This window comes from Moraxella sp. CTOTU46711 (genome assembly GCF_031975715.1).
Taxonomy (GTDB): Bacteria; Pseudomonadota; Gammaproteobacteria; order Pseudomonadales; family Moraxellaceae; genus Faucicola.
In genome coordinates, this window is the sequence record NZ_DALYMP010000002.1 from 109301 (window position 1) to 124007 (window position 14707).

9 protein-coding genes are annotated in these 14707 nt (G+C 47.8%); 4 read left to right on the forward strand and 5 right to left on the reverse strand.

Features of this window, described 5'->3' with window-relative positions; all coding sequences use genetic code 11:
* Positions 1-33: 33 nt before the first annotated feature.
* From RTJ53_RS04380 to RTJ53_RS04390, 3 genes are all read right to left on the reverse strand, one after another.
* Positions 34-1692 (reverse strand): phospholipase D family protein, encoded by a 1659-nt coding sequence (locus RTJ53_RS04380; RefSeq protein WP_312276014.1) that lies wholly within the window; start codon positions 1690-1692, stop codon positions 34-36.
* Positions 1693-1730: 38 nt separating this feature from the next.
* Positions 1731-2636 (reverse strand): crotonase/enoyl-CoA hydratase family protein, encoded by a 906-nt coding sequence (locus RTJ53_RS04385; RefSeq protein ID WP_312276015.1) that lies wholly within the window; start codon positions 2634-2636, stop codon positions 1731-1733.
* A gap of 191 nt (positions 2637-2827) precedes the next feature.
* Entirely contained in the window at positions 2828-6154 is a 3327-nt protein-coding gene (locus tag RTJ53_RS04390; RefSeq protein ID WP_312276016.1) for an ATP-binding protein, read from the reverse strand.
* A 377-nt stretch (positions 6155-6531) separates the two neighbouring features.
* Between RTJ53_RS04390 and cysM the strand changes: the two genes are divergently transcribed.
* From cysM to RTJ53_RS04405, 3 genes are read left to right on the forward strand one after another with little or no spacing between them, the layout of a single operon-like run.
* Positions 6532-7455, forward strand: coding sequence for a cysteine synthase CysM (cysM, locus tag RTJ53_RS04395; protein ID WP_312276017.1), 924 nt, complete (start codon positions 6532-6534; stop codon positions 7453-7455).
* A gap of 46 nt (positions 7456-7501) precedes the next feature.
* Positions 7502-8371 (forward strand): 3'-5' exonuclease, encoded by an 870-nt coding sequence (locus RTJ53_RS04400; RefSeq protein ID WP_312276018.1) that lies wholly within the window; start codon positions 7502-7504, stop codon positions 8369-8371.
* Positions 8368-9072, forward strand: coding sequence for a fumarylacetoacetate hydrolase family protein (locus RTJ53_RS04405; RefSeq protein ID WP_312276019.1), 705 nt, complete (start codon positions 8368-8370; stop codon positions 9070-9072). The genes RTJ53_RS04400 and RTJ53_RS04405 overlap by 4 nt, the downstream gene beginning before the upstream one ends.
* A gap of 82 nt (positions 9073-9154) precedes the next feature.
* On the opposite strand, the gene RTJ53_RS04410 is transcribed toward RTJ53_RS04405, so the two are convergent.
* Positions 9155-12121, reverse strand: coding sequence for an insulinase family protein (locus tag RTJ53_RS04410; RefSeq protein ID WP_312276020.1), 2967 nt, complete (start codon positions 12119-12121; stop codon positions 9155-9157).
* 284 nt (positions 12122-12405) lie between these two features.
* Here RTJ53_RS04410 and RTJ53_RS04415 point away from each other — a divergent pair, with 284 nt between their 5' ends.
* Complete coding sequence (locus RTJ53_RS04415; protein WP_312276021.1) at positions 12406-13419, forward strand: adenosine kinase; 1014 nt, start codon at positions 12406-12408, stop codon at positions 13417-13419.
* A gap of 96 nt (positions 13420-13515) precedes the next feature.
* On the opposite strand, the gene RTJ53_RS04420 is transcribed toward RTJ53_RS04415, so the two are convergent.
* On the reverse strand, positions 13516-14691 hold the full coding sequence (locus RTJ53_RS04420; protein ID WP_204155243.1) for an isovaleryl-CoA dehydrogenase: 1176 nt from the start codon (positions 14689-14691) through the stop codon (positions 13516-13518).
* Positions 14692-14707 lie beyond the last annotated feature (16 nt).

Below are 14707 nucleotides of genomic sequence, written 5' to 3' on the forward strand. Positions count from 1 at the left end.
TTGGCTAACGCTACAGTTCATAACAATGACAGCTTATAAAAATTTTTCAAGCGGCAGGTGCGATAGCATCCATACTAGCGTACGCTGCCAAGCCTCGGTTTGTGGCTCTTCATCATATGTGACGATTTGACCGTTCTCGAGCGTTGACCACTGAATATTGTCATCTTTGAGCGACAAGGTGTAGCTGGTTGTTGGCAAGGCCTGCAAAAATTCATTGCGGATTTTGTTGGCAAGTACAGGGTGGGCGATGGCAACGCCAAGTTCGGTATTGGTCAAAGCTGAACGCGGATCAAAGTTGAATGAGCCGATATACACCTTTTCACCATCGCTTTCAAACGTTTTGGCATGCAAGCTGGTTGCAGAGCTTCCCGTCAAGTATGAATCACGCAGATTGTCTTTGATGGCATTGGGCTTTAGTTCATATAGCTTGACCCCAGCTTTGAGTAAGTCTTTGCGGTGTTTGGCATAGCCAGAATGCACGAGCTTGACATCGGTGGCGCTCATGGCATTGGTCAAAATATTCACCGCTACGCCTTTTTTTGCAAGGTTGATAAAATAGTCTTTGCCTTGCTCCGTGGGTACAAAATACGCAGAGATTAAATTGAGTTCACGGCTGATTTTACCTAAGCTTTGGTTGATGTCTAACCCTTGGGTATTGGCTTTGCTGCCCAGTTTGTCAGGATTGTCCGTCAATAGCTGGACACTTGCCCAGTAGAGCGGCAATTTTTGTTGTTTGATTTGGTTGACAAAGTCGATTGCCACCAAGCGCTTTAGATAGTCGTTTTTCAGCTTTAGCACAGGGTCGAGTTGTTGTGATGCGGGTTTATCAGCTTTTTGGGTTTTTGGGGTAAATACTTGGTTTAGGGCGGATGGCTCAGGTTTTTTGACCAAATCGGTGATAGGAAAAGCCAGTTTATGGTTCCAATATTGGTCAAACGCTTGTGACATCTGCGGCACAATATGACCAACCATCAGCACATCTAGGTCAGAAAATACCATCTCTTGGTTTAAAGAAAAATACTCATCCCCGATATTGCGCCCGCCTGTGATGGTGATTTGGCTATCAGCGGTGATGGATTTGTTGTGCATACGGTGATTGAGCCGCTCAAAATCGCCCACAAACCCTAGCCAGCGCCACGAGCGAAAACGATTGGGGTTCATCAATCTTACTTCAATATTGGGGTGTTCATTGAGTACCCACAGCGTCGGGTCGAGACCACGGGTATTGTTGTCATCTATTAATAATCGCACGCGCACACCGCGCTCTGCCGCTTCTTTGATGGCTTGGAACATCAGATTGCCAGTGATGTCGTTATTCCAAATATAGTACTGCACATCTAGCGTTTTTTCTGCGGTGCTAATGAGCAGCATACGTGCGGCAAACGCATCCATGCCATCGGGCAAGGGATAAACGCCCGTTTTTTGTGGATTGCTTTTAACCAACTCTGCGATGCCATCGGCCATGCTTTGCGAGCCAAATTGGCGAAAACGGCTGGAGGGCTCATCAGGTGGCATATCGGTTGCCACCGTTTTTTGATGGTCTTTGGTAATGACAGCGGTTTGGTAAGTGCTTGGCTTACCCGTGTTGACAGGTAGATGACCCCACCAGGCGATAAAAAACAAAATCGCCATACATACCAAGAACAGGCTGGCTAAAAAAATAAGACGACGTTTGAACAGGGGTCTTAGCATGATGGCACTCACCAAGGTCAATTAAGCCATGGGTTAAATTAGTTAAATTGACGCCCAATAAATTTGACGGTTTCATCCTTGGCTTTTTTGACGGCAAGTTTGCGGTTTTGTCCCAGCAGTAATTTGATTTGCCACAGTTTTTCTTGATACAAGGTTGTTGCAGGCGTGTGATACATGGCATTGATGATGCGTTTGCTCGCCAACACGGCATCGGGGGAGCGATTGCTTAATTCCGTGACCAAAGTTTTGGCAACTTCCATCGGTGTGTCGCTTAGATGGCTGACCACACCGTAGTTAAAGGCCTGCTGCCCATCAAAAATCCGTGCGGTCATCGCTAACTCCTTGACGATGTCCGCGCGTAGCACCCCCATCGCAGACCGGGTCAGTCCCATATCCGCTACCAGTCCCCATTTGGCTTCCATAATGGCAAATTGGCAATCCGCTGTGGCGATACGAATATCGGTCGCCAGTGCCAACTGTAGTCCTGCGCCAAGGCAATGTCCATGCAGTACACTGATGACGGGCATCGGCAATTCTCGCCACACAAGGCACACTTTTTGAAATTTACTTTGAAACGGTTTGATAAGCTCCCAAGCGACCTGTTTTAGATTTTTTGGGTTGTTTAAATCCGCCAAATCAATGCCAGTAGAAAAGCTTTTACCTTCACCTGCCAAAATTACTGCCCGCACGTCCGTCCAAGTAGTGAGCAGGTGGGCTAAATCAATGAGTTTATCCATCAATGCAAAACTTAACGCATTGCGCTTGTCAATCCGTGTCAACCAAACAATGATGCTATCATCACCGCTAAGTTCCAACCGCACATCGGGCGCAAGGTTATCGTTTGCCGCTTTGATCCGCTGCGCTAAAGACACAGCAGTAGCACGCTGAGAAAATGGCAAAAACCCTATACCCGGCAATATTTTCGATACCGACAAAACTGACATACGCATCCTTAAAATTTGACCAACCCAATACACTTAAAAAATGTTGCGAAAACGCGAAGATTTGCAATCATTAATCTCACTTTACTGATTTTGTTGGTTGGGCACAAGAGGCGATATCGGACGATACGTTTAAGAAAGGTAACGTGGAATAGCAAGTATGCCAAACCTAGGAGGCATTGTGGTGATGGGTGTCAAATCATCTTCCAGGTCATGTCGTTTTCTTTGAGCTGGGCATATTTGAGTGCAGGGAATTGGCTCAAATCAGCCTGTGCCAAGTTATCGAGCGCTTGTAGCATTTGCTCATAATAAGGCGCCAAAATGGCAAATTGCGCAGGCGAGCTATTGTTGATATTTAGCAAGCACTTGTCTTCAAGATTTTGACTGGCTTGACGTAGCTGTGGTACGCCCGTATAACGACTCGCCCCTAAAATGCGATGCGCCGCGTGGGACAAGGCTTGTCTGTCGTGGCGCTGCCAAGCCTGCTGCAAGTCACTTTTTTCCTGCTCAATCGACTCAATCAGCAGGGTAATCAAGTTGGCTGCCAAATCAGGCTTACCTGCTACCCGCATCACCGCATCATCCCAATCAATGACCGCAAGACTTGCTAGTGACTCAGCGCTATGCTGACTGCTGACCGATGGCAGGCTTGGTAGATTAGCGTTGTCATCGGCGGTAGTCGTTGAGGCGGCTAATGGCGTATGAGCAAATACGGCACTCTCTTTGGGGGTTGCAGATGCAGTACGCAGGTTATTTGCCACAGACGTTATCGACCGCGCCGAGATGGGTGAGTTGATAGCCGATTTGTCAGAAGCCACATCAGCGGTTGAGTCAAAAGTCACATCAGCGGACACGGACGTGCTGTGTTTACCCAACCAGCGTTGCAGGATTTGCAATAACTGGGCTTGACTGATTGGCTTGCCCACATAGTCATCAATCCCAGACGCCAATAATTTATCGCGTTCATCCGATAGACTATGGGCGGTCAGGGCAATAATCGGGATATGTTTATGTCCTGCTTGCGTTTCAACCTTACGGATTTGGATAGCGGCCTCGCTGCCTGACATTCTTGGCATTTGAATGTCCATAAAAATCAAATCTACGGCAGTATCGCTTTGTGACTGGTGGGTGGTGATGTATTCAATGGCATCAAACCCACTATTAACCGTCACCACATTAATGCTCAGCTCAGCCAATAACGCTTCTAGTACCAACAAATTGGGCAGATGGTCATCCACGGCAAGCACAGTAAAGCCATGCCACTGCGGCAGTGTGGGCTCTTGGCTGCTGGCAGAATTGCTATCGAGCAGCTGATAAAGTTGGCGACGATCGAGCGGCTGATACAAGGCTTGTGCTTGGTAACGCGACAACAATTCTGGCTCAAGATTCACTTGATAGCCAAATAGTAGCAATTTACCGGCATAATGTAAGCGTACTTGTTTGAGCAGCGACGTGGTGTCCTCAGTGGTACCATTGTCCACGATGACCCAATCCCAGTGATTGCCTGTTTCTTTGAGCGATTCAAGTAGGCTTGCTAGCGTACTTGCGGTAGTAATGGCAATTGGCAATTCACGCAGCGAGCCTTTTAACACTTGTAAACTTGCAAGATGGTCAATCCAAACCAAGATATTTACCGCAGTAGTGGTATCAGCCGCTAAATAACCGGCATCGGTTTTTGGCGCGATGATGGCGGGTAACTGCCAGATAGGGTCATGGATAAGCAGCCGCTGCTGCTCTTGGTTACTGATGCTCATCGGCAAAGTAAACCAAAACGTCGTGCCTTTGATTTTGTGCGATTGGCTCGCATCACCCGCTTGCTCAGTGGCGTTGTCATAAAAACCAATATTGCCGCCCATCAGATAGGTAAGCTGTTTTGAAATCACCAACCCCAGCCCCGTACCGCCGTACTGGCGAGTAATCGAAGGATCGCCTTGCGAAAAACTTTGGAACAGCACTTTTTGATGCTCAGGCGAAATCCCGCGCCCTGTGTCTTGCACACTGATATGAATTAAATCATCGATGTCATCATCCAGACTGACCCGCACAATGACCTCGCCATCATCGGTAAATTTGATGGCGTTGTTAACAAGATTGGTCAACACTTGCTTGGTGCGTAACGCATCCCCCACCAGATAATGCGGCACATCGTCATAGAAGAACACCGCCAGCCGTAAATCTTTCTCTGCCGCCAGTGGCGATAGCATATCCACCACATCGTAGATACTGGCATACAGGTCAAATTCATGACTATCCAGTACCAGTTTACCGGCTTCAATCTTAGAAAAATCAAGCACGTCATTGACCAGTGCTAATAGGTGCGCTGAAGACTTACGAATCGTTTGCACGTACAAGTCTTGCTCGGCGTTTAAGCCGCCATGACGGGATAATAGGTTGATAAACCCGTCAATACTGTTAAGTGGGGTGCGTAACTCGTGACTGATATTGGCTAAAAATGCCGATTTGGTTTGACTGGCTGAAACCGCCGCATCACGCGCATTGCGAATGGAGATGTTTTGCATTTCCATCTCGTCAAAAGCCAATCGCAAATCATCTTCGGTCTGCTCGGCATGATTTTTGAGTTCTTGGAAACTTTTATGCAGACGTCTTAAGGTCTTGACCAAATCCTGTTGCAGTTGGTTGATTTCCCCACTGGCGTTGATGGTCATCGGTTTATACAGGTTGTTGGCGTTGGTGCGCTGCAAATGTAACCGCATCTCATAAATCGGCGCAATCCAGCGTCTGGCATATATGTGGGTGGTCAATAGCAGCAGTAAAATAGTAAAGAGTCCGGTAATCGCTAACGCTAACATCACTTGATAGCGAGCCACTTGTAGCGGCTCATTATCAATATTGACAATAAGCCACAAGGTCGGTAGTGGGGCAGTCGCATTGGCGGGCGGGCTTAGTACCAATTTTCGACCAAATAAACTACTACCATTGCTATTAAACAAGCTGTTGGATTGGGTGTTGAGCTGCGTCAATAAATAAGTTTGCTGTGTATTGCTTTGCGCCTCAAGGTGGCGTCCCAAAAAAGGCAACAAGCGCGGATTGGGCTGTTGTGACAAATCCCCAAAACTGACCAACACTTTGCTTTGTTCGTTGACAATCGCCACGCCTTGCAAGTGTTTGTCGTTGATAGTATTTTGTAAGGCAAATTTCACATTGGCTTGCAGTGTCGCCAATTCTTTGGGCGATAGTTCAGCTTTATTTGCGCTGTGTTTGTTTAAGTTATCTTTATTTAAGCCATCTTTACTTGAGCCATTATTGCTATTAGGCTGAGTGGTAGTTGTAGATAGCGCTTGGTTGATTTTAAGCAGATTCGTCTGCATAGAAGCGGCGACTGGCTGCAGAGTCACCAGCAAATTATCGGCGGTTGATTGCTGAATGGTACGCGCAGCACGGCTGGTATCTGATAACACCAAAAAACCACCCGTCAAGGCGAGTGCGCTAATCGGCAAAAACACCAACAGTATCAACTGTCCATAAGCGGTGGAAAAATCCAAGTGAAATCGTTTGCTCACATTGCTAGCCTTGCATCAGCCTAATTTAGGCATCAGATTTTTATCAGGGTTTTGGGGTATAGCGTTTCATTTTATAGGATTTTAGCCAATTTTGCTTGTGCCGCTAGGGTTTTTGTTTCAAGTAAATTTTTGACAAGTCTATACCCCAGCAAACAATCGAGATAAAATTGGATGGGGTAGCGGTGGAAAAATGACTTGCATAATAATCATGATTCGCCACTGACGGGTGATACGAATTTTGCTAAACTACGCGCGTAATCCAAAAAATTTACTGTTAAAAAAACTAATCAACGCTAGCTAATCTATAAGCTAGACTAAATGCGTCTGCGCAAAACTCGTATTATCAAAAGTTCATGGCCAAAAACTAAGGTTGTCTTATGACCCATAATAATTTTATCACTGAAACCAGCACGCTTAATGACTGCATTGGTCATACGCCACTGGTCAAGCTGGCGCGATTTGCACCGCAAACCGACCAAGGCACAGCCACCCTGCTTGCCAAACTTGAAGGCAACAATCCAGCGGGCTCAGTGAAAGACCGCCCTGCCTACAATATGTTTTATCAAGCGGAACTGCGTGGCACTATCAAGCCAGGCGACACCATCATTGAGGCCACCAGTGGCAATACAGGCATCGCCCTTGCCATGGTCGCGGCAATGCGCGGCTATGCCATGACGCTGATTATGCCTAGCAACTCTACCCAAGAGCGTAAAGACGCGATGGCAGCGTATGGGGCGACATTGATTGAAGTCGATAACATGGAATCGGCACGCGACCTTGCCCAGCAAATGCAGGCAGAAGGCAAAGGCATCGTACTCGACCAGTTTAATAACCCTGACAACAAACAAGCGCATTATCTGACCACAGGTCCTGAGATTTGGCAGCAAACAAGTGGCACAATTACCCACTTTATTAGCTCAATGGGGACCACAGGCACCATCATGGGCGTGTCCAAATACCTAAAACAACAAAACCCAAACGTGCAAATTATCGGTTTACAGCCCGCTGAAGGCGCTAATATCGCAGGGATTCGCCGATGGCCAGCCGCCTATTTACCAAAGATTTTTGAGCCAAGTTTGGTGGACAGGGTGATGGACATCGAGCAGCACGATGCGGAAGTGTTTATGCGTAAGCTTGCCCGCGAAGAAGGGATTTTTGCGGGGGTATCATCCGGTGGTGCGGCGTGGGCAGCATACCAAATCGCTAAAGAACACCCGGATGCGGTGATTGCATTTATCGTCTGTGACCGTGGCGATCGTTATCTATCAACAGGGTTGTTTGGGATTAAAGATGACGCTTAATACCCAATAACCTAAAGCAGAAAGCAGAAACTAACAAGGAAGTATTATGGCTACGCCAGCGCCGATTTTAGTATTTGATATCGAAACCATACCCGATGTTGCCACAGGCAAGCGGCTATACCCTGAGTTAGCTGGGTTATCGGATAACGATGCCATGACCAAGCTTATGGCACTGCGTGAGCAAGATGTTGGGCATCCTTTTATGCCCCTGCCTTTGCACCAAATCGCCTGTCTTTCGGTGTTGTGGGTGGCGGGTGGCAAAATGACCCTCAAATCGCTGTCGCTGGCTGACCATAGCGAAGCGCAAATGATTCAAACCTTTTTTAATGCCATTGAAAAAAATCCGTTGTTGGTGAGTTGGAATGGCAAGGGCTTTGATATACCCGTCATGGTGTATCGGGCGTTACAGCATGGTCTAACCGCGCCCAAGCTGTTTAGCCAAACCGGTGAGATGAGATACAACAACTATATCAACCGCTATCATGACCGTCATACCGATTTGATGGTAAAGCTTGCCATGAATAGCACCTCGCAAAAACTCGATGTCGTTGCATCCCTATGCGGCTTTGCAGGCAAGCAAGCGTTGGACGGCTATGATGTGGTGCCTATGGTGCAAGCAGAGGCATGGGATAAGCTCACCACTTATTGTGAAAGTGATGTGCTCAATACGTGGCTGATTTTTTTGCGCTACCAACGACTCACGGGACAATTTTCAGCTGAGCAAAGTGAGCAATGGGAATCCACCACCCGAGACTATCTGAAATCGTTCACCAATCAAGACAATAGCCTGCGCCATGATAAATTTTTGCAAGCGTGGCAACCTACTAGCAATTTAGCAGCTGACCAACATGTCACTGATATCGCCATCACCCAGCCGCCATCCGATACCCCAACCACCCAAGTAGAATCACCATGAATACGATTTTTCCACCCAGCCAAGTGGTGGCACTGCCCATCCATCAATCCGAGCAAACTTTTCCTGTCCGCCGTGTGTATTGCGTGGGGCGCAACTATGCCGACCACGCCCGAGAAATGGGCAGTGACCCAAACCGTGAGCCGCCATTTTTCTTTTGTAAAGCCGGTGACAGCGAGTCGATTATTGCGGTTCGACCCGATAGCGTTGCCCAATTGCCTTATCCGACTAAAACGGAAGCGCTACATTATGAAGTAGAATTGGTGGTTGCGATTGGCAAAGAGGGCGCTAATGTGAGTGTATCACAGGCTCATGAGCTGATTTTTGGCTATGCCGTGGGGCTCGACATGACGCGCCGCGACTTACAAAACGAAATGAAGCAAAACGGTCGTCCGTGGGAGATTGGCAAAGCGTTTGACTATTCGGCACCCATTGGCGAAATTTATCCCGTTGCTAGCGTTGCTGACATACAACAAGCGAATATTTCACTGGCAGTGAATGGCGAGCCCAAACAACAAGGCAATATCAATCAGTTAATCTGGAATGTGGCAGAGACCATTGCCAATTTATCCGAGTTTTTTGAACTCAAAGCAGGGGATTTGATTTTTACAGGCACGCCAGCGGGCGTCGGTGCGGTGGTCAAAGGCGATACCATACTGGGTCAAATTGACGGACTGGGTAAAATTGAATTAGTGGTTGTGTAAAAAGGGTAGTGTAAAAGATGAAAAAAAGGCGCTAGTAATAGCGCCTTTTTTATTAAGATGATTAATTTTATTGTTACGTTTGTTATAGCACTTTTTCAATCTGAAAACCCATGTTTTGCATGAGTTCAGCTTTATCAAACGGCGCAAGGCTTGCGCGTGTGTAAGGCTTGTCTTTAAGATAAGTTCTTGTCACTCGCTGTAAGTCATCAAGGCTGACCGCCAAGATTTTGGCACGTATCGCTTGTTGCCAGTCTTTGCCGCGACCATGCAACTCAGCAAACAGCGCCTTGACCGCTTCACCCGCAGGACTTGCGGGCTTATCCATGCCTGCCATCAATCCTAAAATCGCTTCTTCAATCCAAGCATCAGTTTTTTCGCCTGTGGTCTGCGCGAGTAACCAATCAATACTACCCAAGAAGTCATCAAACGTGGCTTGGTCACGCGGGTCACGGTAGCTATAAAACTTGAAAGAGCAAGCATTGCTATCATAGCTCGCGCCGCCGCCATACGCCCCGCCTTGCTCACGAATGGTACGATGCAGATAGTTGTTGCGTAGTACGCTTGAGAGCACCATCAAGGCAGGGGCATCGGGATGATTGGTCGGCACGGCGTCAAAGACAAGCGCATGATGAAATACATTGGTTTGCGCAAGCCACGCGATATCGTTACCGTCAGTGGTAATGGGCGATTCGATTAAAGTAGCGGTAGGCTCATCAACAGGGGCTTGCCAGCTCTCGCTAATCGCTTGCTGCAGCGTCGGTAATATCTCTGCTTCGGCGATGATGAGCGCTTGTTTTGGCAAGGCTTTGATGTAGCTATGTAAATTGGCTAATCGCTCTCCTAGCTTTTGCCACGCACTGCTATCTTGCTCCGCTTGCTGCAAAAATTCAGTTAAGCTATTTAATGCAGGCAAACCACCGCGTACATATTCAAGACGGGCGATTTTACTGGTGTTACGGCTCGCTGTTTGCATGGCATACGCATGACCTGCATTGGCAAGGCGCGATTGCCAGCCCATTTGTTTTTGGGTCAGTAGCTCTTCCATCCGCGCATATTCAGTAAAAATAGTGTCGTTGAGTACTTCTTTAAGCAGCTCAATGGCTTCAAATTTACGTGACAATGAGCGGGTAGCGACCACCAAGAAGCTATCCATTTTTTCGGGATTATCAGGTGACGTGCGCTGGCTGATTCTGACAGTCACACCGCTTGAATGGCGTGCTTGCCGCGCTTGAAATGCTAAGGCATCGTGTTTTCGCGTGCCCACTTCGCTGATCAAGCTCAGATACGTTGGTAAATCTGGGTGATTGATGAGCGCTTCATGACCCTCTAGCGGCATAATCACTTGATAATAGTACAGACCGTTGGTGCCTGCTTCATATTCATACAACGTACTTGGCAGACCACTTAGGGTGATATCACGTTTTGTACCTGTTTTAAATTGAATTTGGGCAGGAATATCCGCCAATCCCACTTTAGGTAGCAAATCCACATCATCAGGCGTAGCTTGGCGTTCGGCAAGGGCTTTGGCTTGACTGATGAGTGCATTACGGCTGTCATCGGTCAGTGCCGCTTCAATGGTATCAAGTTTGGCTTGCTCATCCTTGGCCTGTTGCTCAGATTTGCTCGCATCAGGGATGAGTGTCAAACGCACGCGATGCGGATTGTCGAGCAAAAAGCTGCGAATCAAATTGGCGATAAAATCAGGGTTTTGTACTTGCTCACGTAGCCAGTTTAGGTTTTCATCGATATCCCACACATGCATGGGGTCGCCGTCGTGGATAGCAGTACTAAAGCCTTCTAGCATCAAATTTAGACCATATGGCATACTATCGCCACCGATATGACGTTGGTCGATTTCGATTTGGTGCAAAATGGTTTCAATCGCTTCACTGTCCACAGGCTGGTCCGCCACTTGTTTGAGTAAGTCCAAAATCCCTTGCTCAATGGCATCGCCATGCTCAGGTTCAGAGCCACGGACACCCGCATAAAACACCATCTGATAATGGCTATCATCCAAGCCCAGTAGCGGCGTTGGGGCAGATGCCAGCGGATGGCTATCGAGATACGCTCGCAGCGGCGAACCTGCATGTTCAACCAATACGCCCTCAAGTAATCGCATAGCCAGACGCTGCTTACCGTCTAAAATCGATGGTAATAACCATGCCATGACGTGATGGGTTTGTTTGGGTTTCACCGTATCGACACTGTAAGTGTCCGTCACACTGATTGGCGCGGTCAATGATTTTTCGAGTCGTGAGGCGTGTTTTTGCCCTTTAGCAAACGCTTTGCCTGCCACCGCCAATGCATCCTCATGGATACGGGCTTGGGTCTCTGCCACAGGGATATTGCCAAAGCTCATCACTACTGCATTGCTGGGGTGATAGTGACTTTGATGAAACTTGACCAAATCAGCATGAGTCAGCTCAGTAATGGCAGCAGGCTCACCACCAGAATTGTAGTGATAAGTGGTTGTGGGGAATAAATGACGCGCTAACGTATGATACAACTGGTCAATCTCGCCACTCATCGCGCCTTTCATTTCATTAAACACAATGCCTTTATACTGGGGTTTGCCGTCATCATCAAGCTCCACACGAATCCCTTCTTGGGCAAAATCGAGCGGATTTAAACTTGGGAAAAATGTCGCATCTAAATACACCGACAACAAGTTAAAATAATCTTGACGGTTTTGGGTGGCAAACGGATACGCCGTCCAATCTGCCGCGGTAAACGCATTCATAAAAGTATTAAGCGAGCGCTTAATCATGCTAAAAAACGGGTCGCGCACGGGATATTTTTCAGAGCCACACAGACTGGTATGCTCCAAAATATGCGCTTCACCACGGTCGGTCATCGGCTGGGTGCGAAAGCCAATCATAAAGGCATTTTCATCACTCGGGTGGGCGAGGTGATAATGAATCAACCCAGTGGCGTTATGTTCGCTCACCAGCACATCAAGCGATAGCGCATCGATACGCTCATGAGAGCGTAGAGTAAAAGCAGGGTGTAAGGTCAAATCTAAAGCAGAGTCGTGAGAAGTTGCGGGCATGAAGTTACCTGTGTGTCATAATAATATTTGTCAGAATTTATCAGCAAAACCAACTGTAAAAAAACAGAAAGTATAGCAGTTTTGTCGGATTTATTTTTAGGTAAATGGGGTCAAAACCTGCTTTATAAAGGCAAAAAAACACAGATACCACAGATAACACAGCGCCAATCATTTGCCCCTGTCAGCCAATTTTCAGATATTAACTTTGACGGTTTTAATTTACAATGACACCACATTGAATTTAACTCATCTATTTTTTCCAAAATCGTTAAAAAGGAACCACAATGGCAAAAATCGTCGCCATCGGCAACGCGTTAGTTGACAGTGAATTTGTCGTCACCGATGCACAGCTTAACGCCACAGGCCTGACCAAAGGCAATATGACCCTAGCCAGTCACAGTGAGCAAGCTGACCTCATCGCCTCGCTCACCACGCAAAACATCACCGCGACCAAACAAGCCGGCGGTGGCTCGGCTGCCAACAGTATCTATGCCGCCGCAAGCCTTGGTGCAGAGAGTTTTTACGCTTGCCGAGTCGGTGAAGACGAGGCAGGGCGTTTTTATTTGGCTGATTTAAATTCCGCAGGTATCAAGACGTCTACCAAGTCATTTGCTGATGGTACCACAGGTAGCTGTATGGTGATGGTGACCCCAGATGGCGAGCGCACCATGCAAACGCATTTGGGCACTTCAGCAGAAATCAGCGAAACCGATATTGAGTTTGATGCGCTAAATGATGCTGATTGGTTATACCTTGAAGGTTATCTTGCCATGTCACCCTCGGTACAACAGGCGATTGCTCAGCTAAAACAACAAGCCAAAGACAAAGGGGCTAGAATCGCGGTCAGTTTTGCCGACCCTGCAGTGGTCAAGTTTGGTCGTGAAGGACTTGATGCCATGCTAGAGGGTGGCGTGGATGCGGTTTTTTGTAACTGTGATGAAGCGCAGCTATTTACCAAACAAACTAGTCACTCGCAAGCAGCAGCGGCGTTATTGTCAGTCGCCAATATGGCAGTGGTCACCAATGGTGCAGCAGGGTCAATCATTGCAGTGCGAGATGATGTTTCACGTGAAACAAAATTGATTGACGTGGCATCGCTACCCGTTGACCAAGTGCTAGATACCAATGGCGCAGGGGATAATTTTGCGGGAAGTTTTTTATACGCGCTATCGCACGGTCATGCGTTGGCAGATTGTGGCAAATTAGCCAGTAGCGTTGCAAGCCAAATCATTCAGCAATTCGGACCCCGTCTCAAACCGGCGCAATACCAAACGATTTTACAATCAACCTTAACATAGCGCATGGCTAATAAGGCGGATTTTGACAACCTATTTTGACAATCTAATAAAAAAGCCCTAGTTTTAGCTAGGGCTTGTGCTGATAAAGCTAATCAATTAAGCGGTTTCGTTAAACAGCTCACGACCAATCAGCATGCGTCGTACTTCGCTGGTACCTGCGCCAATCTCATATAGCTTGGCATCACGCCAAATACGACCCAGTGGGTATTCATTGGTATAGCCATTGCCACCAAAGATTTGGATACCTTCTCCTGCCATCCAAGTGGCTTTTTCCGCTGTCCACAAAATCACGCTGGCGCAGTCTTTGCGCACTTGGCGCACATGGTCTGAGCCTAGCATATCTAAGTTTTTGCCCACGGTGTAGAGAAAGCTGCGCCCTGCCTGTAAGGTGGTGTACATGTCCGCCACTTTACCTTGAATCAACTGGAATTCACCGATGGCTTGACCAAATTGCTTGCGGTCGTGGATGTAGGGAATGACATTGTCCATCACCGCTTGCATCAGCCCAATGGGACCTGCGGCGAGTACCGCACGCTCGTAGTCCAAGCCACTCATCAAGACTTTAACGCCGTTGTTAAGACCACCCAGAATGTTGTCGCTTGGCACTTCCACATTGTCAAATACCATCTCGCCTGTGTGGCTACCGCGCATACCCAGTTTGTCGAGTTTTTGCGCGGTATAAAAGCCTTTCATACCTTTTTCTACCAAAAACGCGGTGATGCCTTTTGCCCCAAGCTCTGGGTTGGTTTTGGCGTACACCACCATCACATCGGCATCAGGTCCATTGGTAATCCACATTTTTGAGCCGTTTAGTACATATACGCCACCTTTGTCTTCGGCACGTAATTTCATGCTGGTCACGTCTGAGCCGGCACCGGGCTCACTCATGGCTAAGGCACCAATGAATTCACCGCTGATGAGTTTTGGCAAGTATTTTTGTTTTTGGGCTTCTGTACCGTTGCGTTTGATTTGGTTGATACATAGGTTGGAGTGCGCGCCATAGCTTAGCGCCACTGAGCCTGATGCGCGGCTGATTTCTTCCATGGCGACCATGTGCGCCACATAGCCCATGTCCACGCCGCCGTAAGTTTCGGGTACGGTGATGCCATGTAGCCCAAGCTCGCCCATTTTTTGCCACAAGTCCATCGGGAATTGGTCGGTGCGGTCAAGTTCGGCAGCGCGTGGGGCGATTTCGGCATCGGCAAAGGCTTTGACGGTTTCGCGTAGGGCGTTGATGTCATCGCCAAGTTGGTAATCGAGTCCTAGGTTCATGGTTATTCCTTTTCTT

Bases quoted from the DNA above. Each gene is read 5' to 3' on its own strand.
- RTJ53_RS04380 (WP_312276014.1), bottom strand. From the start codon at position 1,692: ATGCTAAGACCCCTGTTCAAACGTCGTCTTATTTTTTTAGCCAGCCTG.
- RTJ53_RS04385 (WP_312276015.1), bottom strand. From the start codon at position 2,636: ATGTCAGTTTTGTCGGTATCGAAAATATTGCCGGGTATAGGGTTTTTG.
- cysM (WP_312276017.1), top strand. From the start codon at position 6,532: ATGACCCATAATAATTTTATCACTGAAACCAGCACGCTTAATGACTGC.
- RTJ53_RS04400 (WP_312276018.1), top strand. From the start codon at position 7,502: ATGGCTACGCCAGCGCCGATTTTAGTATTTGATATCGAAACCATACCC.
- RTJ53_RS04405 (WP_312276019.1), top strand. From the start codon at position 8,368: ATGAATACGATTTTTCCACCCAGCCAAGTGGTGGCACTGCCCATCCAT.
- RTJ53_RS04410 (WP_312276020.1), bottom strand. From the start codon at position 12,121: ATGCCCGCAACTTCTCACGACTCTGCTTTAGATTTGACCTTACACCCT.
- RTJ53_RS04415 (WP_312276021.1), top strand. From the start codon at position 12,406: ATGGCAAAAATCGTCGCCATCGGCAACGCGTTAGTTGACAGTGAATTT.
- RTJ53_RS04420 (WP_204155243.1), bottom strand. From the start codon at position 14,691: ATGAACCTAGGACTCGATTACCAACTTGGCGATGACATCAACGCCCTA.